This is a genomic window from Burkholderia sp. Bp8991 (assembly GCF_003853795.1).
In the GTDB taxonomy this organism is placed as follows: Bacteria; Pseudomonadota; Gammaproteobacteria; order Burkholderiales; family Burkholderiaceae; genus Burkholderia.
In genome coordinates this window covers 252,824-274,100 of sequence record NZ_QTQJ01000003.1, presented here as the reverse complement: position 1 = coordinate 274,100, position 21,277 = coordinate 252,824, and the positions used below count along the sequence as shown (strand labels likewise).

The following is a 21,277-nucleotide window of genomic DNA, read 5'->3' as shown; positions in this document are numbered from 1 at the left end:
GTTCCATGACGTTGGGGACAGTGGAAGGGCGTGCGTCGTACCGCAATCGACGTCGTATGCATCACGATGCGCGTCGCGGAAGCGGGACCATGCGCTTTTTATAGCACGATGTCCATCCCGTCAAAGGCGACCTCGATCCCGCGCCGCCGCAATTCCGCGCGTTCGGGAGAACCTTCGTCGAGGATCGGATTGGTGTTGTTGACGTGAATCAAGACCTTGCGCGGGCCCGGCACCCGGGCCAGCACGTCGAGCATGCCGCCCGGACCGTTCAGTGCGAGATGACCCATTTCGCGACCGGTACGTACACCGACGCCGCGTCGCAGCATCTCGTCGTCGTCCCACAGCGTGCCGTCCACGAGCACGCAGTCCGCGTCGTTCATCCGTTGCAGCAGCGCGTCGTCCACCGTGCCGAGCCCGGGTGCATGGAACAACGTGCCGCCGGTGCGGCGATCCTCGACGAGCAGGCCGATGTTGTCGCCGGGATGCGGATCGAAGCGATGCGGCGAGTAGGGTGGCGCCGCACTGCTCAGCGGCAGCGGCGTGAAGCGCAGGTTCGGGCAGGCCGGCACGGTGAAGCTGTCGCCGAGCACGATGCGGTTCCAGACCAGCCCGCCGTTCCAGTGCGCGAGCATGTTGAACAGCGGAAAGCCGCTGATGAGGTCATGGTGGACCATGTCGGTACACCACAGCTGCAGCGGACAGCCTTCGCGCAGGCTCAGCAGGCCGGCGGTATGGTCGATCTGGCTGTCCATCAGCACGACGGCGGCGATGCCGGTGTCGCGCAGCGCGCGGCCCGGCTGCAACGGCGGGAAGGCTTGCAGCTGCGCGCGAATGTCGGGGGACGCGTTGCACAACACCCAGTTCGCGCCGTCGTCGGACAGCGCGATCGACGACTGGGTGCGGGCCTGCGCGTCGATCGTGCCCGCGCGAAAACCCGCGCAGTTCGCACAGTTGCAGTTCCATTGCGGAAAGCCGCCGCCCGCGGCGGATCCGAGGATGTGTATGAGCATGACGGTGCGACGAGGGGCCGGGGTGCGAAGCAAAGAAAAAGCCTCGGCAGACCGAGGCTTTCCTTTCCGGATGGCGTGCCCGAATCAGCGATTCGACACGTACATCGTGACTTCGAAACCGAGTCGCAGATCAGTGTAGGCAGGTTTGGTCCACATGGGAGAACTCCTTTGCAATGACGACTGACGACGAAGCGCGCCCGCGGACCTGCCGACATGTTCTACTCCGACGATCGGCGACGAGACCGTGCTGCGGCTTCACTACGCTATCACATTCGTGCGGTGGGCGGCCGGCACGAAGTCCGGTAAATCGCACGTTCACATCCTAGCCGAACGGGGCGCACGAGCAAGTCAATCCGGGCATGGATGGCATTCCCGGTTTTCATTCATGTGCGCATCGCGCACGCATTGCCGACACCTGGTCGACAATGTGAACGAAACGCGGCGATTGTGCATCGTTTGCCGGCCGGTGGCGCCTCTTTAATCGTACGAATCGACGCGTTGTGCGCGGGTGCCGGGCGGCGTTCCACCCGACACCGGCATCGTCAGGCCGGCTGCCTAGCTACCCTGCAGCCGGATATCGCGCGACGACGCGCCGACATACACCGTCCCGCCCGGCACGACCTTCCAGCCATTGCGCGACGTATCCCACACGCTCTGCATCCGCGGCGACACGGTCACGCGGACATGCCGTGCCTCGCCCGGGTTCAGCCGGATCTTTTCCCAGCCGACCAGCCGCTTCGGCGGCTCGTCCTTGTACGGCACGCCGAGATAGACCTGCGGCGTTTCCGCGCCGGCGACGCGGCCGTCGTTGCGTACGGTAAACGCGACGCTCAGCGAGCCGTCCCGTTGCCGCGACACCGACAACCCGGAATACGCGAAGTGCGTGTACGACAGCCCGTGGCCGAATTCGAACATCGGCTTGATGTTGCGAGCGTCGTACCAGCGGTAGCCCATGTTCAGCTTCTCCGCGTAGACGGGGTCGTTGTCGAATGCGCCGCCTTGCCCCCACGTCGGCGTGTCCTGGTCGCGCGCCGGGAACGTGACGGGCAGCTTGCCGGACGGGTTGACCGCGCCGAACAGCACGTTCGCGATGGCCTTGCCGCCGCCTTCGCCCGGATACCACGCCTCGACGATTGCCGACACGTTGTCCTTCCACGGCATCAGCACCGGGTTGCCGCTCTGGACGACGACGATCGTGTGCGGGTTCGCCCGCGCGACCGCTTCGACGAGCGCATCCTGATTCGACGGATTCGCGAGGCTCAGGCTTTGCAGATCGCCGAAATCCTCGCCGGCCGGCTGCGCGACCACGACGATCGCGACGTCCGAGCGGCCCGCGAGCGCCGCGGCCTGGTCGATTTCCTGCTGCGTGTACGCGCGGAACGGCGACTGCTGGTCGCTGTTGCCCGCGAACGTGACTTGTGCCGCCGGCGCGAGTGCGCGGATCGCCGCGACGATCGGCACGTCGACCTTGAGCCACGGATTGCGCCACCAGCTGCAGCCGGTCGACGCCCCGAACGTCAGGCCGCCGCAGCCCGCGAACGAACCGGTGACCGGATCGCGCGTGTTGCCCGAGCCGCCGCCCGACAGCACGGCCGCGTCGGCGTGGCCGCCGATCACCGCGATGCGCGACGAGGCCGCCGCCGCCAACGGCAACTGGTTGCCGTCGTTCTTAAGCAGTACGATCGACTGCTCGGCGACGCTCTGCGCGAACCGGTTCGCGGCCGCGAAATCGATCGTGCCGCCGCCCTTGGCCGGATCGTCCATCACGCCGACGCGGATCATCACCGCGAGCTTGCGGCGCACCATGTCGTCGAGGCGCGCGGTCGATACCGAGCCGTTCGCGATCGCCTGCTTGACGGCCGCCGGCGTCAGGTAGACCGACGGGCCGACGTCTTCTTCCTCGTCGAGCCCGGCGTTGATCGCGGTGGCCGTGCTGTGCGTCGCGCCCCAGTCGGATTGCACCTGGCCCTGGAAGCCCCATTCGTTCTTCAGCACGTCGTTCAGCAGATGCGTGTTCTCGCACGCGTATGCGCCGTTCAGGCGGTTGTAGCTGCACATCACGCTGCCGGGCTGCCCGCGCTTCGCGGCGATCTCGAACGGCAGCAGGTAGAGCTCGCGCAGCGTGCGTTCGTCGATCTGCGTGTTGCCGCCCATCCGGCCATGCTCCTGTTCGTTGCCGGCATAGTGCTTGATGGTCGCGATGACCTTCTGCCGCTGCGTGGCGAGCGTGCGCTCCGCGAGCAGGTCGCCTGCGAGCAGCGGATCCTCGCCGAGATACTCGAACAGCCGGCCGCCGCGCGGCTCGCGCGCGAGGTTGGTGCCGCCGCCGAGACCCATGCCGAACCCTTGCGCGCGCAACTGGATCGCGACCTGCTTGCCGTAGTCGTACGACAGGCGGCGATCCCAGCTCGCGGCGACGGCGATCGTGGCGGGGAAGGTCGTGCTCGCGAGCGACGTGCTGCCGGAGCCGGTCGCGGAGTCGACCATGTTGAGATCGGGAATGCCGAGCCGCGGCACGCCCTGGATGTAGCCGGCACCGCCGTTCGGCACCTTCGACATTTCGTATTGCGAATGGATGAACTGCAGTTTCTCGTCGAGCGTCATCTTGCGCACGAGGACGTCGGCGCGCCGCTGCGCGGCGGACGACGCGAATGCGTCGGCGGCGTCGCCCTGTGAATTGAAATCGGCGTTGCCTGCGTAGGCGGTGGTGCAGAGGGTCGCTGCCAGCACGACGGCCGGCCAGTGTTTGTCCCGCATGTTGCTCTCCATGATCGTATTGCCGGTTGTTGTTCGGATGATGTCTGGAGCTGCGCACGTCCGGTGGATTCGCACCGGACGCATTCGGCTGGCGATGCAGGGTGGTTGCGCGTCGGCATGCCAGGCCAGGCGGGGAATCGTTACGGCCGGTTGGGCCCGATCGGACAACGCGGACGGCGACGCGGACCGTCCGACACTGCCGAATCGGATGTAGCGATTCTCTGCAGTGGCCAATCGTACGAATGTAGTTTGACTACAGCATCGGTGTTTCTACTTATACGTATGATCTTTTTTCGATGCGGGTGTGCGATGTGGGGAAAAGCCGGTAAGCGTTCCTGATTGTGCGTGTGCAGCAGGGTAAGAAGTACCCGCGGGCGGTCGTTTCGAGGGGAGGCGGATTGGGGGCGGCGACGGGGGCGTGTGGGGGAGTCGTTGCGTGTGCATCGAATGGAACCCCGTCGAATTCCCGTCGCCTCGGGGAAAACCGGCAGCACGGACGCTGCGCCAGCTAACCGCGCCGAGCGACGGGACTGCCCGGCAGTGGAATCCCGGCACGATAGACGACGGTCGCGAGCGCCGCTGCGACCGCAGCCTCGGCCGTCAGCACGGCGGCGGCGGCGCCCAGTTCGGCGAAGTACTTCGCGAGCACCGGCACGAGCACGATGTTCAGAATGCCCGATGACATCAGGACACGCGTGAATTCGGACTTCATTCCAAGCGGCAGCATCGTCTGCACACCGAAGAGGTCGGTCATTCCGGCCATGAATGGAATGAAGGCCATCCAGCGCAGCACCTGGACCGTCGGTTCGTACGAAGGGCCGTACAGGATGCGCACGGCGAGCGGCGCGCCGAAGAAGATCGCGAGCGAGATGCCGAGCACCATCGCGACCTGCACCACGAACAGCTTGCGCAGGAACGAGAACGCGTCGTTTCGCGCATGCCGCATCAGATAGCTGATGCGAGGATAGGTGGCGGCCTTCAGCGGCTGGAGCATGCTGAGCGCCGCGCGGATCAGCTTGTCGCCGGCGGCGAAGTAGCCGGCTGCGACGTTGCCCGACACGAAGCCGAGCAGCACGGTGTTGGTCGACGCATAGAACGCGATCGACGTCGATGCGAGGAACACCTGCCAGCCGCCTTTCAGCGATTCGGCGATGTCGGCGAAACCTACGCGAACGAAGTCGATTTCGCGCTGGGCATACAGATAGACGGCCAGTACGAGCGCGGACAGCGTCGGGACGGCCGCGTTGACGATCATCGCGCGGTCGATGTCCGCCGGGCTATGCACGAGCGCGAACATCGCGGGCAGGCTCAGGATGCGGCCAACGAACAGGATCACGCTCAGCGCGCGCAACTTCTCCATGCCCTGGAAATACCAGCCCGGCGTGAACGCCACGCCGGCCACCATCCCGAAGCCGATCAGCAGCAGGTCGCGGTCTTCGCCGAAGCGGCCGACCAGCACGATCAGCCCGACCAGCACGATGAAACAGATCACCGCGATGCCGATCTGCGCATACAGCGTCGCCCAGAAGATGCGGGAGCGTTCGGCGCGGTCGTCGCGCGCGAGCGCGATGCGCGGCGTGGCGGTCAGGTCGAAGCTGTAGCTCGTGCAGTTGGTGAGGTACGCGATGACCGCGAGCGAGAACGCGAGCTGCCCGTAGCCTTCCGGGCCCAGCGCGTGCGTGAGCAACGGTGCGATCAGCAGCGGCACCGCATACATCGAAATCTGCAGCGTCAGCAGCAGCAGGAAATTCTTCTTGAGGTTTGACATTCGCTTGGTCGGCGCCGTGGGTGTCGCAGGGTGGCGAGGTGCGGGCCGCCGTGCGCTCGCGCGGCCGGTCGGCGCTGATCCGGCTGCGTGGGTTCGCGGCCCGTTCCAGCTGGCGCCGGTTTCGTCCGGCGATGCCGGACACGGCCACATCGCATGGCGGTCATGATACGGGGCTAGCGAGACGACTGTGTTCGCGAGCCTACCTTTCGCGGATTCGGCGCACACGCGCGGCGCGAATCCCGACAGCGGGCGCCTCGTTGTATCGCCACGGTAATGAATGCATTTGTAAGCTGGCGCACCGAAGGGCGCTCGGGCCGAGTGCTCTAATCGAACGACTGTTTGCGTGCGCGGCAGACATGGCTTGACGACGACTCGGGCCGGCAACCTGCCGCCGCCAGGCAACGGGGCAGGGCAACGCATCGCGAAGGGACGGGTTGCGCAGGGGCGCGGCGGAGGTCCGTTGCGTGAAGGCCGTGCGCCGTAGAGCGGTCACACGACCGTGGAGTGGCCGATTCCGGTGTGCCGCCGGACGCGTGTCCGCATCCGATAACAAATACCGAGCCGAGGAGTACCGATTGAAGCCGATAACGTTCGGCAGCTGCGTGGGGTGGCTGCACGAAGGACATACGACACAAGGCGTGATCCTGTGCGAATCGCTGGGTCACGAGGCATCGTGGACGCACAAGCTCATGCGGGCGATCGCGGAGCGGCTGGCCCGCGAGGGTGTCACGGTATTGCGATTCAACTACCCGTGCACCGGCGACTCGGCGGGCGACGATCGCGACGCCGGTCGGTATGTCGCGAGCATCGCCAGCATTCACGACGCGATCGACCTGTTGCGCGATCAGGTTGGCGTAACCACGCTGACGCTCGTCGGGATCCGTGCGGGAGCGTTGTTCGCGATGCTGGCCGCCGCGGGCGTGGGCCCGCGCCCGGCGCCGCGCGTCGACGCCCTGGTGGCGCTGGCGCCGGTCGTGCGCGGTCGCGCCTACCTGCGCGAGCTGTCGTTCGTGCATCGCCAGTGGCTCGATATCACGTCGCCCGCGATCCGCGCCGCGCATCGCGACGAACCGTGCATGAACGTGCTCGGACACCGGTTTCCCGACGACTTCGTCGATGCGCTGAAGGCGGTCGATCTGTGCGACGTCGTGCGCGATGCGCCGACGTTGCCTGGCGCGATGCTGCTGATCCAGCCCGATCAGGGCGACGGGCCGGCATTGCGCGAAGCGCTGTTCGAGCGCGGTGTGGACGTGGCGAGCGATGCATTCCGCGAATGGCCGACGACGATGCTGGACGGCACGCGCTCGCGCTTGCCGCTCGCGGCGATCGACACGCTCGCGAACTGGATCGCCGAACGCGCGCCGCGTATGTCGGCTGGCGCCGAAACCCCGATGCAAACGGATTCGGCGTGGAATGGCGAGTCGGCCGTCGCGCTGGACCTGCACGACATGACCGAGCAGGTCGTCGCGGTCGGTCCGGACCGGCTCGTCGGCGTGCTGTGCCGTCCCGCCGACACGCGGCCTGCGAATCCGGTCGGCCCGGCGCTCGTGATCGCGAACACGTCGACGAACCCGCGCAGCGGCGAAGGGCGCTTCAGCGTGCGCCTCGCGCGCGCGCTGGCACGCACCGGCGTGACGACACTGCGGATCGACGTGCATGGCGTCGGCGATAGCGGGCCCGCCGCGCTGGACGACCAGTCGGGCGTCGTGTATTCGGCGCGGTCGAGCGACGACGTGGCCGCTGCCGCGGACTGGCTGCGCGCGCTCGGTCACCCGGAGGTGGCCGCGGCGGGCATTTGTTCCGGCGCCTATGCGGCGTTGCATGCGGCCGTGAAGACGCCGTCGCTCGGCGGCGTGATCGCGATCAATCTCGCCCGCTTCGTGTGGCCGGCCGGACTCTCGCTCGAGGCAGTGCAGAAGCAGCGGAACAACTCGGTGCGCGGTTACTGGCTTTCGGTGCGCGACTGGCAGAAATGGAAGCGCCTCGTGCGGGATCGGCGCGACCTGCGGCCGATCGTGCGGGCGGTGGCCGCGAATGCGATCGCGCGGGTCAGCGTGCCGGCGAAGGCGCTTGTCGCGCGCGCCGGCTGGAAGCCGGGCATCGGCACGCCGCGCGGCGTGATGCACGAGCTTGCGCAGCGCAACGTATGGACGACGCTGGTGTACGGCGCGCTCGATCCCGGCATCGACGATGTCCGGCGTCACTTCGGTGCAATCGAGCGCGCGTTCCGGTGCTCGCGTCACGTGCGTCTGTACCTCGAGCCGCAGGTCGACCATGCGGTGTACGGCGCGGTGGGCACGGACATCGTGATCGACCGGTGCATGCAGGCGCTCGGTCGCGACTCGATCCGGCCGGTCGCGCGCGTCGCCGATCCGGCCGCACCGGAAGCGGCCGCGCGATCGTACACGAGCGTGTCCGTCGGCCGGTCGTGATGCGCGCCGCGTCGCACGCGGCGGCGCATCGGGGTGCGATCCCCTCTACGCATGAAGATCGGCGTTCGGTGGGGTCCCTCACAGACGTGCCGTTCGCCGTGGTGTCCAATTCCGTATCGGTGCATCTCCGGTCATGCCGAGGCATGACCGGCCGGGATGCTTCAGTCCGGATCGTCCGGTTGCTCATAGGGCGACTTCGCGTAGGGCGACGCATACAACCTGTCGCTGCGCCATACGTCGTCGGCGGGTGCACTGGCCGCTTGCGGGCGATGCGGCCGCCCCGGCACGAGCGGCCGGCGCAGCGCGCCGCGAGCGCGCGTTTCGGGCTGGACGGCGGTGCTGGCGACGGGACGCGCGGAAGCGGACATCGCGACTCCGGAGGCGGCTGCAGCGGGTTCGACGGCGTCGCTTGTCGCGGCGGCTTGCGCCGATCGCTGCAGCGGTACGGGCGGGAGCGCCGCCGCCGATGCGAACGTCGGTGCGTTGGCCGGGACGGCGGGCAACGTCTGCGCATCGACGGCGCAGACGATGCCGGCCGAGGCGATGCAGACGAGTAACGAAAGCGACGAAGAGCAGTTCATGACGAATCGTACGGTTTGACGTGCGGTGTAGAGGGAGGCGTGGCACCGTGATGCGAGCCGCGCCGGCAAGCGTAATGCCGGAATTCGCCGCGTTCGGCGGGTTACCGCACAGTTTTGGAAGGGCACGATGTCAATCACCACGCAACCCGAATCGACGCACGGAGCGTTGCAGGCACGCATGGCCGGCACCCGTCGCGCACCGTGGCTGTCGCGCATGGCGATCGTGGCGGCCGCGTGCGCATTGAGCGCATGTGCGTTGTCGCCGGGCATGACGTACCGGGCGCCTGCCGACCGTGACGCGAATGCGCGCGTGAGCGCCGATGCATCGGGCGCGGGCGGCCTCGACGGTGTGCAGAACGTGTCGAGCGAGGAGCTGATCGAAATCACGCCGGCGTTCGTCGCGCAGCAGCATGCGAGCCGGCCGGCCGATGTCGATGCGGAAATCCGCCAGCTGTTCGGCAAGCCGAAGCCGTACACGATCGGCCCCGGCGACGTGCTCGGCATCGTCGTATGGGACCACCCCGAACTGAACCTGCCGACGACGCAGGCGACGGCGGGCGGCGACGGTGTCGGTGCCAGTTCGGTCGCGACCGGCTACACGGTCGACGCAAACGGCAACGTGCAGTTCGCGTATGCCGGCCTCGTGCACGTGGCGGGGCTGACCGAGGCGCAGGCGCGCGCGCTGCTGACGAAGCGTCTCGGCGAATATGTGCGCAAGCCGCAGATCGCGCTGCGCGTGCAGACCTATCGCAGCAAGCGTGTCTATCTCGATGGCGAGGTGCGCACGCCGGGTCTGCAGATCGTCAACGACATGCCGATGACGTTGCCCGAGGCGATCGACCGCGCGGGCGGCTTTACCCCGACGGCCGATCGCTCGCAGGTCTCGGTGACGCGCGGCGACAAGACCGTGAACGTGAGCCTGCCGGCGCTGATCGCCGCGGGCGTGAACCCGTCGAACATCCTGCTGCGCGACGGCGATCTCGTGCGCGTGCGCGCGGCGAGCGACGCGAAGGTGTTCGTGCTCGGCGAGGTGTCGCGGCCCGCGACGCTGACGCTGACCGACGGCCGGATGAGCCTCGGCGAAGCACTCGGCGACACGGGCGGCGCGAGCCAGTACACGTCGGACGCGCGCCAGGTGTTCGTCGTGCGTCGTGGCCCGGACAACCGCCCGCGGGTGTACCACCTCGACGGCAGTTCGCCCGCGTCGTTCGCGCTGGCCGATCAGTTTCCGCTCGAGCGTCGCGATGTCGTGTTCGTCGATGCGTCGTCGCTGGTGCGCTGGAGCCGCGTCGTCAACCTGCTGATTCCGTCGTCCGCGCAGGGTGCGCTGACGGCCAAGGCGATTTCGCCGTGACCCTCATGACCCATTTCGTCATCGCGACCGCGCGTCGCGCCTACGGGACTGATGCCGTATGACTTCCTCGACCCTGCCCGACCCGCACAGCGGGCCCGCCCTGCGGCCGTCCTATCCGGTGCGCCGCTACTGGGGCATGCTGTACGGCGGCCGGCGCCTGATCCTTGGCACGGCGCTCGCGGGCGCACTCGTTGGCGCCGTGTATGCGCTGTGTGCGGCCCCCGTCTACCGGACCGACATCCTGTTCCAGGTCGAGCAAAGCCCGACTGACTCGAAATCGACTTCGCCGACCGGTGATCCGTCGTCGGTATTCGACCTGAAGACGGATGCGTCGACCGAGATCGAAGTGTTGAAATCCCGCGCGGTGCTCGATCGCGCGATCGACAGCACCAATCTGGCCGTCGACGCCAGGCCGCATTACCTGCCGCTGATCGGCTGGCGGTTCGTGAACGCGGCCGACGGGCTGTCGTCGCCGCTGCCGGGCGGCTATGTGTACGGCACCGAGCGCATCGACGTGCCGACCTTCGACGTGCCGAAGCGCCTGCTCGGCAAGCGGTTCGCGCTGACCGTCGGCGACGACGGCGCCTACACGCTGCAGCGTACGGGCTGGTTCGGCCGCAAGGGGCCGGCATGGCAGGGCCGCATCGGGCAGCCGCTACATGTCGAGACGCCGCAGGGGCCGCTCGACATATTCGTGCGCGGCGTGGCCGGCAAGCCCGGCGCACGTTTCGACCTGACGCGCTACAGCGACGAGGAGGCGACGGCCTGGCTGCAGAAGAACGCGCTGATCTCGGAGCGCGGCAAGCAGTCGAACATGGTCGGCGTGACGCTTGACGGCACCGATCCCGTGCACGACAGCCGCGTGCTGAACGCGATCGGCGACGCATACCTGGCGCAGAACACGCAGCGCAAGTCCGAGGCGGCCGACAAGCTGATCCGCTTCATGGACGCCCAGTTGCCGCAGCTCAAGGCGCAGCTCGAAAAGGCGGAAAGCCGCTTCAACGCGTTCCGGGCCTCGCACGGGACGGTCAATACGAGCGACGAGGCGCTGGCGTTGCGCCAGCAGTCGGTCGACATCGAGACGCGCGTGCAGACGCTGCAGCAGCGGCGCGAGGAATTGCTGACGCGCTTCATGCCGAAGCATCCGGCCGTGGTGGCCGTCGATGCTCAGCTCTCCGACGCGCAGCGTTCGCTCGACACGACACGCAAGCAGATCCAGCAGCTGCCGACCGTCGAACAGGGCGTGCTGCAGTTGCAGCGCGACGTGGCCGTCGACACGGCGCTGTACACGAACCTGCTCAACACGCGCCAGCAGATGATCCTCGCGCGGGCCAGCAAGACCGGCACCGTGCGGATCGTCGATACGGCGAAGGTCGCCGAGCAGCCGATCGGCCCGCATCGCGGGGTCGCCGTGATCGCCCTGCTGATGGTGGGCCTGCTGGCAGGCGCGGCAATCGTGATCGTCCGGCAGCGCATCGTCGGCACGATCGGCGATGCCGAGGAAATCGAATGGACGACGGGACTGCCCGTGTTCGCGACCGTGCCGCACAGCCCGGGCGCGGCGCAAGCGGAGCTGCGCCCGAAGGCCGGACGGCGTGGCGCGCGCGCGCAGGTGCCGTCGGTCGCCGTGCAGGACGCGGCGCTCGAAAGCCTGCGCAATTTCCGTGCGGCACTGCAACTGTCGATGCAGGACGCGTCGAATCCCGTCGTGTTGATTTCCGGGCCGACGACGGGTGTCGGCAAGTCGTTCGTCGCCGCGAATATCGCGTCGCTCGTCGGCGCGGCGAAGCGGCGAGTCCTGCTGATCGATGCCGACCTGCGCAAGGGGTCGCTGCACGAACGATTCCGCTACAGCCGCGCACCGGGCCTGTCGGACGTGGTGGCTGGCACCCATCGGCTCGACGAGGCGATCAAGCGCGGCATCGTGCCGGGCCTCGATTTCATCGCGATGGGCAGCGTCGTGCCCGATCCGGGCGAGCTGCTGCTGCAGCCCGCGCTCGCCGAACTGATCGAGCAGGTCGCATCGCGCTACGACATGGTCGTGATCGACGGCCCGCCGTTGCTGCCGGTGGCCGATGCGCTGGTGCTCGGCCGCCTCGCGGGAACCGTGTTCCTCGTCGCGCGCAGCGGCGTGACGACACTGGCGGAACTCGACGAAAGCGCACGACGGCTCGAACAGGCGCATATCGACGTGCGCGGCGTGGTCCTGAACGATTACAAGGGCGCGCCGGGACGGTACGACTACGGCTATGCGGATACGAACACGCATCAGGCCGCGGCGGTCGCCAAGGGAATGGCGGTATCGCGACAACAGATGGAACGGGCTTCATGAGACGGCGGCGTGCGGGCGACGGCAGGCTCCGTCCGCGACAGAGCGGGGCGACGGCGCGCAGGGCGGCGCGTGTCCGTCGCGAGGCAGGTGCTTACACAGGTTACTGGTGGGAAGATCCCGCCCGCCTCGTGCTGATCTTCATCCTGCCGTTGTACGGGATGTTGTCGCTGAGTCTGCTGGTCAATCAGAAATCGATCGCGCGGCTCTACTTCGACGGCTATTACGCATTGGTCGGCGCGTTGTTCCTGCTGGTCGTCGTGGTGACGGCGTGGCTGGCGACGACCGAGGCGCAGTCGCGCCGGGGGCCGCCGGCCGCGCCAGCCGAGTTGCCCGCCGGCGTACTCGATTTCGTGTTCGTGCTCGCGCTGTTCGGCAATCTCATGCTGCTGGGCGGGATTCTCGCGCGTCCGGCGTTGTTGCTGGCGTTCCTGCACGGCGAAGCGAATGCGTATGTCATGCTCGAGCAGAAAGGGCACTTCACGGGCCTGAGCTCGTTCACGCAGGCAGCCGCGCCGTACGTCGCGTTGTATTTCTACGTGTTCAAGACGCCGGTCAAAGGGGTGAACCGCTACAAGGTTTACCTGGGCGTGCTCGCGGTGCTGACGCTGCTGCGCAGCTTCATCTTTGCCGAGCGGCTCGCGTTGATCGAGGTGGCGCTGCCATGCGCGCTCATGATCGTGCGGTTCCGGCTCGGCGGCCGGTTCTCGCGACTGCTGACGCTCGGGCCGTACGCCGCGATTCCGTTGCTGTTCGGGCTCTTCATCGCGAACGAGTACAACCGGTCGTGGGAAGCCTATTACGTCACCATCTACGACAACCTTTTCGATTTCGCGCTCGAACGTCTCGGCCTCTATTACTCGACGGCGCTGAACAACGGTGCGGGGATACTGAGCGTGCTCGGCTGGGACCGCGGCCATCCGATGTTCACTTTCGACTGGCTGCTGCATTTTCCGATCATCGGCGCACCGTTGCAGCCGTGGCTCGACTCGACCGACAGCATCACCGTGTTCCTGAACAGCTACGCCGACCCGGAATTCAACAATCCCTCCGGGATCTTCGTTCACTTTTACGAATGGAGCTGGTTCGGGCTGCTCGATGCGGTTGTCCTCGGCTGGGTGTTCGGACGGAGCTACGCAGGCTGGCGGAGCGGAGCCGGGTTCTGGTGTTGCGCGCATGCCGTGCTCTACGTTTCGATCATGGAGATTCTTCGAATTCCGAATTTGTTCAGCGGACGGAATTTCGTGCCGATTGTCTTGCTGATCGCCGTGTTCCGCTATTTCGTCAAGCGACCGGCATCGGTCCCGCCGGCCACCCATCCTGCCGCACCGTGAGGCGCACGCGGGCGCGCTGACGTGTCGATCGACGGCCTGGTTCGCAGCGTATCGCAGCACGAATGCCGCCGATGACCAGTCGACGTTCGGCCTCGCGTCGCGGTGCCTGTCGTGCGCGAAACGGCGGGCAGCCGCGTGCCCGTTCGACATCGCGTTCGCGAGTCGAAACCTGCGTTCCAGCCAGGTCACCTCCCGGAAAAGTAGCTTTTCGCACGTTAATGATTCGATCGCCGGGCTAGCATTTGCACGATGGTCGAGGTTGTCGTGCCGCTGCGGACCACGGACCGCTGACCGATGCAATGCGATGACCTGCACGCGAACAACCTCGACCGAGCACATCGCATCGTTCATTTTTCCCTACGTCAAAGGATGCCTTCGCCGTGAGCCAATCTGCCGTCTATGCCAAGTTGACCGACGTGTTGCGTGACGTATTCGACGACGACGAGCTGGTGGCAACGCCTCAACTGACCGCCGCTGACGTCGACGGCTGGGACAGCCTGTCGCACATCCGCCTGGTTCTGAGCGTCGAGCGCGCTTTCGGAATCAAGCTTGCCGCAGCCGATATTTCCGGCCTCAAGAACGTCGGTGAATTTGCAGATCTGATCAGCAAGCGCCACGCCGCATGATGCAGGTCGGCCCGCATGTCCCGTCCAGAACCCGCTTTGCCGAGAGCGCCCTTCGATGAAAGATGATTTGTACACTGCGCTGGCCTGGTTGCCGCGCCCGCCTGACGATTTCTCCGCGCGATGCCGCACGCTCGTCGAATCGATCGACGATGATCCGGGTGCCGGATTGGGCCGCCGCTTACGCCAACTGGCCAACTGCGCGCTCGGCGAAAATCAGTTGATCAAGCTGGGGCGCGCGATCGTTGCCTTGCAGGGCGCGGGGCGCACGCTCGCGCCGCTCACGCCGTTCCGGCTCGGGCTGGTCGGCAACGGCACGCTCGATCATCTCGTGTTGCCGCTCGTCGCCAGCGCCGCGCGTCACGGCGTCGCGCTGGAGATCGTGTCGGGGCACTACGGGCAGGTCATGCAGGAAGCCCTTGCGCCGGATTCGACGATCAATCGCGCGCAAGTCGATGCCGTGCTGGTGGCCCTGGACTACCGTGGGCTGCCGCTTAACGCGCAACCGGGCGACGAGGAAGCGGCGCAGCACAGCGTGGCCGCGGCACTGGATCAGATCGATGCACTGCGCGCCGGCTTCAGGCAGCACGGCAATGCGCCGTCGATCGTCCAGACGCTCGCGCCGCCGTCCGACACGCTGTTCGGCAATCGGGATGCGCTGATTGCCGGCACGCCGCTCAATCTCGTCGAACGTTTCAATCGAGCGCTCGCGCAGCGTGTTGCGGAATCGAACGACATCCTGTTCGACGTTGCGCATGTCGCGGGGACGGTCGGACTGGCGAACTGGCATTCGCCCGCTCAATGGAATCTAGCCAAGTATCCGTTTGCCGGCGACTACGTGCCGCTCTATGCGGATCACGTGGGCCGGCTGCTGGGCGCGGCGCGCGGCAAGAGCCGGCGTGTGCTGGTACTCGATCTCGACAACACCCTTTGGGGCGGGGTGATCGGCGACGACTTGCTCGAAGGCATCAAGGTGGCGCAGGGCGATGCGGTCGGCGAAGCCCATCTCGCTGTACAGCAGCTCGCGCTTTCGCTGAGGGCGCGCGGCATCGTGCTCGCGGTGTCGTCGAAGAACAACGACGATACGGCGCGTCTGCCGTTTCAAAAGCACCCTGAAATGCTGTTGCGTGAGCAACACTTTGCGGTGTTCCAGGCCAACTGGAACGACAAGGCTACCAATATTCGCGCGATTGCCGACGAGCTGTCGCTCGGTATCGATTCGATGGTGTTCCTCGACGACAATCCGGTCGAGCGGAAGCTGGTCCGTACGACGTTGCCCGAAGTCGCCGTTCCCGAGTTGCCCGATGATCCTTCGCTGTACGCGCGGACCCTTGCCGCCGCGGGCTATTTCGAGTCCCTCGCGTTCTTGCCGGAAGATCAGAAGCGCGCCGATATGTACCAGGACAATGCGCGCCGCGTGGCGCTGCGCAGTCAGGCCGGCGACATGGATGCGTACCTGCGTTCGCTCGACATGAAGATCGATTTCGCACCGTTCGACGATACCGGACGGGCACGCATTGTTCAGTTGATCAACAAGTCGAACCAGTTCAATTTGACGACGCGCCGCTATACCGACGCGGAGATCCACGCGCTCGAAGGCGACGGGCGGGTTTTCACGCTGCAGGTTCGCCTGACGGATACGTTCGGCGACAACGGCATGATCTCGGTCGTGATTTGCCGGCCCGACGAACGTGCGCCGAGTACCTGGCAGATCGATTCGTGGCTGATGAGCTGCCGCGTGCTGGGGCGCCAGGTCGAGCAGATGGTGTTGCGCGAAGTGCTGCAGCATGCGCGCCAGCGCGATGTCACGCGCGTGATCGGGCGTTATATCCCGACCGACCGCAATGCGCTGGTCAAGGATCATTATGCGAAGCTCGGTTTCGAAGCCGTGAGCGAAGAGCCGGACGGCACGACGGTCTGGGAAATGGCCAGCGACCGCGAGATCGCGCCGGGTCATTTCGCCGTGACGCGGGCGGGTTTCGATACGATTGCTGCCGCCTGAATCATGAAAAACACCGTATCACTCACGTCGTTGCGCGAGACGGATGACGTTGCGGCTTCTCGCAAGCTGCCGCGCCGTGACTATGTATTGCTGCCGTTGATCGTCGTGGCGACGGTGGTCTGCCTTTTCGTTGCCGCCGAATTCGCGACGAGGGCGATCTGGAGCGCGGGTACGCGCGGGGGCGAATGCCATGTGGCCGATGCCAGGGAGGGCATGCGCAACGTCCCGAACTGCACGATGACGGTCAAGACTCCGGAAACGCCGTGGATCACTTACCACTACAACGCTTGCGGTTTCCGCTCGACCGAGGGTTGCGGACCGAAGCCGGCCGGTACGCGACGCGTTGCGTTGCTCGGCACGTCGTTTGCCGAAGGAACGAGCCTCCCGTACGACCAATCGTTCGCGGCGCTGGCGGAACATGACCTGAGCAGGATGTGTGGCGCACCGGTGGAGGTCCAGAATCTCGGTGTCTACGAACTGCCGTTCCGCAAGGTGCTGAACCGGATCGGGCCGGCGCTGGCCTTGCAGCCGGATGCAGCGGTACTCACGGTTGCGCCGTTCGATCTGGAAAAGATCAATCTGCCGGACGTCGCGGATGCGCCCGCGGCTACCGTCGCGCCGGAACCGCGCAGCGACCTGATGGCGCGTGCCAAGGGCTGGCTGAGCGGCAGCCGTGCCGTCGCCGTCGCACAGCACTACATGTTCGAAAATCCGGACATTCAGGTGCCGATGTATCTGAAATACGGCGACAAGGCCGATTTCCTTCGGCCGCCATTTTCGACCGCCTGGCGCGAGCGGCTCGAGACGTTCGACAAAGTGGCCGCAACGGTCGCGGACAGGTTTCGCGCGACGGGCGTGCCGGTGGCGCTGATGCTGATTCCGCAACGGACGCAGGCCGGGCTCCTGGCCGCGAAATCGCTGCCGACGGGCATCGATCCATTGGCGCTCGATCACGCGATGGCCGAAATCGCCGCGAAGCACGGCATGCGCTACATCGATCTGGCCTCGAGCCTGAAGCAGTCGGCGAACCCGGCCGATTACTACTATCCGGTCGACAACCATCTGAACGCCGCCGGCGCGCGCGTTGTCGCGCGAAGCATGGTGACGGCGCTTATCGCCGGCGGGGAACCCGCGTTGTCGGCATGCGGGTCACATTGAACCTGGCGGCGCATGCCGCCGCCATCGTTTCGAACCGTTTCCAGGCCGCCCGATGAATATTCCATCCTTCCAGTTCTTCGCCTTTGCAGCCGTCGCCGCGCTGATCTTCAACCTGTCTCGCTCGCTGACCTGGCAAAACGCGGTATTTCTCGTCGTCAATCTGCTGTTCCTGGCGACGTTTTCCCGCGATCCGGTCGCGTGGATTCCGTTCGCCGCATTCCTGCTCGTCGGTTATCTGAGCGTCCGGGGCATGCAAACGAAGCAGTGGCTGGCTGCGTTCGCGCCGATCGTTGCGATCGTGATCGCGCTGTTCTTCTGGCTCAAACGCTATACGTTCGTGCCGTCCGCGTTGCTGCTGTCGCACCCTTACGCGACGATCGGCGTGTCCTACATCTTTTTCCGGATGCTCCATCTCATCATCGACGCTCGCAGTCCGGGCCTGTCGGTTCGCGTGACGCCGGTGGTGTATCTGAATTACGTGCTCAACTTCACGTCGCTCGTGTCGGGGCCGATTCAACGCTTTCAGGATTACAGCGTGACGCAGACGAGCGAGCGGCCGGGACCGGATGCAATCGACTACGGCGTCGCGCTCGAGCGCATCATCGTGGGATTCTTCAAGGTGGCGATCGTGTCGGCGGCACTGTCGCACCTCCATCATCAGGCGCTTGCGCAACTGTCGCCGATGCAACCGCTCGGCGAGCGCATGCTGACCGGGCTGGCGATCGCCGCGATCTACCCGGTCTATCTGTATTTCAACTTCTCCGGCTACACGGACACGGTCGTCGGTGTCGCGCGCTTCTTCGGGATCTCACTGCCGGAGAATTTCGACCGGCCGTTCTCGTCGACCAACTTCATCGGATTCTGGAGTCGCTGGCACATCACGCTTTCCGGCTGGCTCAAGACCTACGTATACAACCCGCTGCTGATGACACTCATGCGTCGCTTTCCGTCGCGCTCACTGGAGCCGTATCTGGGTGTCGTCGCGTTCTTCGTGACGTTCTTCCTGGTCGGCGCCTGGCACGGCCAGACGTCGATGTTTCTGTTCTTCGGTGTCCTGCAGGGCGGGGGCGTCAGCGTCAACAAGCTGTATCAGATCCGCATGACCAAATGGCTTGGCAAGAAACGGTACGTCGCGCTGTGCAACACGCCGCTCTACGCCCATTGCGCGCGCGGGCTGACGTTCACGTTTTTCGCATTCAGCCTGTTGTGGTTCTGGTCGACCTGGAGCGAAATCCAGACCATCGCGACGACGCTCGGCCCGGCGCTCGTCGCGTTCGTATGGCTGCTGGTATTCGTGGGCGCGACGGTGACGCTTGCCGTGCTCAACGCGGTATACGAGCGTGTGACGCAAGGCGGCATGGCCGGACTGTTCCTGTCGCGTTACGCCCGTACCTCGTGGTGCACGGTATTGGCGGTCGTGACCGTGCTGGTGCTGGTCATTTCCGATTCGCCCGCGCCGGACATCGTCTACAAGACTTTCTGACCCGCGGCGGCGGCACGGCGATCGTAGGGTGCTGGGTCACCGGAAACCTGAAGTGTTCGCCGACGCGCGCCGAACCTGCAAGATCGATATTTCCCGGAGCCACTCACTTTCATGGCCAGTCACAAGCAGAAGTTCGAAATCCTGGACGGCTTGCGAGGCATCGCTGCGATAAGCGTGATGTTCATGCATTTCCTGCAGGAACTATCGAGCACGATCCTGCAGGGTGCCTATCTTTCCGTCGACATGTTTTTCATGCTGAGCGGCTTCATTCTTTCGTATTCCTATGGTGAAAGATTACGCCAGGACGCATGGCGTGGCGAGTATCTGAAGCGCAGGTTAATACGCCTGTACCCGATGATTTTCATCGGGTTCGCGATCGGCTTCGCGAGCCTGATCGTCATGCAGGCCAATTCGTCCGCCCGGTTCTCATTGGGCAACCTGGCGGCCGCCACCGGCCAGAATTTTTTTCTCGTTCCATACCTCGGTCGCTTTTCGGTGTCGGGTTTCGTCGGCGCGGCGAATCACAGCTTGCCGTCCGTCAATGATCCTGGCGTATTCCCGCTGAATCCGCCTGCCTGGTCGCTGTTCTTCGAGTTGTTCGCGAGCGTCATCCTGATCGCGGCAATCAAGATGACCGCGCGGAATCTGTCGAGATGGGCCTACGCCTGTCTCGTCGCATTCCTCGTATATGGGTTCCTCGCCAGTCTCGATAACGCCAAGCTGGCGATCATGATGAACCAGGGCTGGGCGGCGGATAACTTCATCGGCGGCTTCTTCAGGGTGGGCTACGGGTTCTTGTTGGGCATCGCGATTGGAAAGATGTACGAATCGGATCTTCCGGCGAAGCCGCATTGGTTCGTCGCCAGGCTCATAAAGAACGACTACATGCTGTTTGTCGTTTTCCTGCTGGTCGTCGCGTTTCCGTCGTCGATCAAGGGGATGTATTCAGTGGCTATCCTGCTGTTCGTCGCACCTGCGCTGGTTTACCGGGGGGCCATGCTCGCGCCGAGCGGCAAGACGATTGCAAGGCTCAGCGCGTTCCTCGGCTGGATCTCGTATCCGCTTTATTGCGTGCACTATCCGATCGGAAGGCTGGTGTTCGCGTATGCGCCACAGGCCGACATCCACGTTGTCCGAACCGCGATGATCGCCGCGTCTCTTTCGATCGTGTCCGCCGCCATCCTGGCGAAATTTGTTGAAGAACCGATCAGGTCGTATCTGGGCAAGCGCATGTTCGGAAATCATCGGGCCGCCACCGGCAACCCGGTCAACGTCGGGTAAACGGAGCAGTTCGCGCAGCACGCCGGCGTCGTTGTGGCGCCGGAGTGCGGGAGTCGCTTTTACAGCCCCTTGAAGATCTCCGTCATCATCTCGGCGCTTCGGCTCCAGCGATATTTCTCCGCGTGCAGGCTTCCCTTGCGTTTGAGCTCGGCCCTGAGCTCGGCGGAATCGAGCAGGCTCCGCAATTTCTGCGCGATGTCGTCCTGCGAAAACGGATCGCAGTACAGCGCCGCATCGGCACAGACTTCCGGCAGTGCGGCCGATTTGCCGACAACCGCCGGACAGCCGTAGCGCATCGCCTCGAGAGGCGGTATGCCGAAGCCTTCGTAGATCGACGGATAAAGGAAGCACGCTGCGTTCTGATACAGCGCCTTCAATTGCTCGTCGCTGACGTAGCCCACGTACTTGATGTTCGGCTCGGATGCCGAGAGATGATCCTGCTTGCCGAACACGGTGGCGTTCTGCATGCCGACGATGACGAGATCGACCGACGGATCGTCGATCTGCCGGAATGCCGCGATCAGCCGCCCGAAGTTCTTGGTCGGATTCATGCTGCTGACCGCGAGCACGAAGCGGCCGGGCGTCAGCGCATGCTTGGCGAGCACGCTCGCGTCCGCTTCCAGGGCATCGAGATGATCCGCACCGAGCGGCACGACGCTGATCTTCTCCGCGGAGACGCCGCAGTGATGCGCGAGGCGATCCCGCGAGAAATAGGAGTTGGTCAGCACGCAAACGGAGGTTCGCGCCAGGATCCAGAACATGATCCGGTACCACACGCGAAATGGCCGGGAGAAATGCGCGGGCGTGTCGAACACCGCCGCATCGTGCATGTAGATGATCTGGTTGCCGATGAAAATGGATGCCGAATTGCTGAGATTGACGATGCGGCCGCGGCGAGCGAACAGCGGGAGCACCAGCTGCTCCCAGACCACGCCCTTGTAAAGGCCGACCTTGACCGTCCTCGCACCGCTTACCTCGACGCCGGGCTGCGGAGGCACCAGCACGGTCACCGGATCCTGAGGCTGAAACTTGATCAGTGCGGCGATCAGCTCGCGCGCGACGCGCTGCACGCCGGTCGTCTTCTGCGTGGTGAATCGGCCGTTGTATACGAGTTGCTTCGGTTTCTTGAAAGCGATCATGTCGATAAGGGGATGTCGAAATCGGA

Annotated in this window: 15 protein-coding genes; 9 read left to right on the top strand and 6 right to left on the bottom strand. The window is 65.3% G+C overall.

What is annotated here, in order from left to right; translation table 11 throughout:
• Positions 1–98 precede the first annotated feature (98 nt).
• The 4 genes from pqqB to DIE02_RS04940 form a co-directional block, all read right to left on the bottom strand.
• Positions 99–1,010 carry a pyrroloquinoline quinone biosynthesis protein PqqB gene (gene pqqB / locus DIE02_RS04955; protein WP_124484983.1) on the bottom strand — a complete coding sequence of 304 codons (912 nt, stop codon included), beginning with the start codon at positions 1,008–1,010 and terminating at the stop codon, positions 99–101.
• 84 nt (positions 1,011–1,094) lie between these two features.
• Complete coding sequence (gene pqqA, locus DIE02_RS04950; protein WP_124485082.1) at positions 1,095–1,166, bottom strand: pyrroloquinoline quinone precursor peptide PqqA; 72 nt, start codon at positions 1,164–1,166, stop codon at positions 1,095–1,097.
• Positions 1,167–1,565: 399 nt separating this feature from the next.
• Positions 1,566–3,767 carry a glycoside hydrolase family 3 C-terminal domain-containing protein gene (locus tag DIE02_RS04945; RefSeq protein WP_124484982.1) on the bottom strand — a complete coding sequence of 734 codons (2,202 nt, stop codon included), beginning with the start codon at positions 3,765–3,767 and terminating at the stop codon, positions 1,566–1,568.
• Positions 3,768–4,275: 508 nt separating this feature from the next.
• Entirely contained in the window at positions 4,276–5,535 is a 1,260-nt protein-coding gene (locus DIE02_RS04940) for an oligosaccharide flippase family protein (protein WP_124484981.1), read from the bottom strand.
• 575 nt (positions 5,536–6,110) lie between these two features.
• Here DIE02_RS04940 and DIE02_RS04935 point away from each other — a divergent pair.
• Positions 6,111–7,967 (top strand): serine aminopeptidase domain-containing protein, encoded by a 1,857-nt coding sequence (locus DIE02_RS04935; protein ID WP_124484980.1) that lies wholly within the window; start codon positions 6,111–6,113, stop codon positions 7,965–7,967.
• 161 nt (positions 7,968–8,128) lie between these two features.
• Here the strand turns inward: DIE02_RS04935 and DIE02_RS04930 are convergent, their stop codons facing one another.
• Positions 8,129–8,689, bottom strand: a complete 561-nt coding sequence (locus tag DIE02_RS04930; protein WP_260427230.1) for a hypothetical protein — start codon at positions 8,687–8,689, stop codon at positions 8,129–8,131.
• On the opposite strand from DIE02_RS04930, the gene DIE02_RS04925 reads away from it, so the two are divergent.
• The 8 genes from DIE02_RS04925 to DIE02_RS04890 all read left to right on the top strand — a co-directional run bounded on the left by DIE02_RS04925 (position 8,676) and on the right by DIE02_RS04890 (position 20,112).
• Positions 8,676–9,902, top strand: coding sequence for a polysaccharide biosynthesis/export family protein (locus DIE02_RS04925; protein WP_124484979.1), 1,227 nt, complete (start codon positions 8,676–8,678; stop codon positions 9,900–9,902). The genes DIE02_RS04930 and DIE02_RS04925 overlap by 14 nt on opposite strands.
• 58 nt (positions 9,903–9,960) lie before the next feature.
• Positions 9,961–12,234: a polysaccharide biosynthesis tyrosine autokinase gene (locus tag DIE02_RS04920; protein ID WP_124484978.1), complete on the top strand. Its 2,274-nt coding sequence runs from the start codon at positions 9,961–9,963 to the stop codon at positions 12,232–12,234.
• On the top strand, positions 12,231–13,565 hold the full coding sequence (locus DIE02_RS04915) for an oligosaccharide repeat unit polymerase (RefSeq protein WP_124484977.1): 1,335 nt from the start codon (positions 12,231–12,233) through the stop codon (positions 13,563–13,565). Before DIE02_RS04920 ends, DIE02_RS04915 begins: the two co-directional genes overlap by 4 nt.
• A gap of 380 nt (positions 13,566–13,945) precedes the next feature.
• Positions 13,946–14,191, top strand: coding sequence for an acyl carrier protein (locus DIE02_RS04910; RefSeq protein ID WP_059666713.1), 246 nt, complete (start codon positions 13,946–13,948; stop codon positions 14,189–14,191).
• A 55-nt stretch (positions 14,192–14,246) separates the two neighbouring features.
• Complete coding sequence (locus tag DIE02_RS04905) at positions 14,247–16,190, top strand: HAD family hydrolase (RefSeq protein ID WP_124484976.1); 1,944 nt, start codon at positions 14,247–14,249, stop codon at positions 16,188–16,190.
• A 237-nt stretch (positions 16,191–16,427) separates the two neighbouring features.
• Positions 16,428–17,348: an SGNH/GDSL hydrolase family protein gene (locus DIE02_RS04900; RefSeq protein ID WP_221623412.1), complete on the top strand. Its 921-nt coding sequence runs from the start codon at positions 16,428–16,430 to the stop codon at positions 17,346–17,348.
• A gap of 52 nt (positions 17,349–17,400) precedes the next feature.
• Entirely contained in the window at positions 17,401–18,831 is a 1,431-nt protein-coding gene (locus DIE02_RS04895; protein WP_124484974.1) for an MBOAT family O-acyltransferase, read from the top strand.
• Positions 18,832–18,942: 111 nt separating this feature from the next.
• Positions 18,943–20,112, top strand: a complete 1,170-nt coding sequence (locus DIE02_RS04890) for an acyltransferase (protein WP_124484973.1) — start codon at positions 18,943–18,945, stop codon at positions 20,110–20,112.
• A 59-nt stretch (positions 20,113–20,171) separates the two neighbouring features.
• On the opposite strand, the gene DIE02_RS04885 is transcribed toward DIE02_RS04890, so the two are convergent.
• Entirely contained in the window at positions 20,172–21,251 is a 1,080-nt protein-coding gene (locus DIE02_RS04885) for a glycosyltransferase family 1 protein (RefSeq protein WP_124484972.1), read from the bottom strand.
• Positions 21,252–21,277 lie beyond the last annotated feature (26 nt).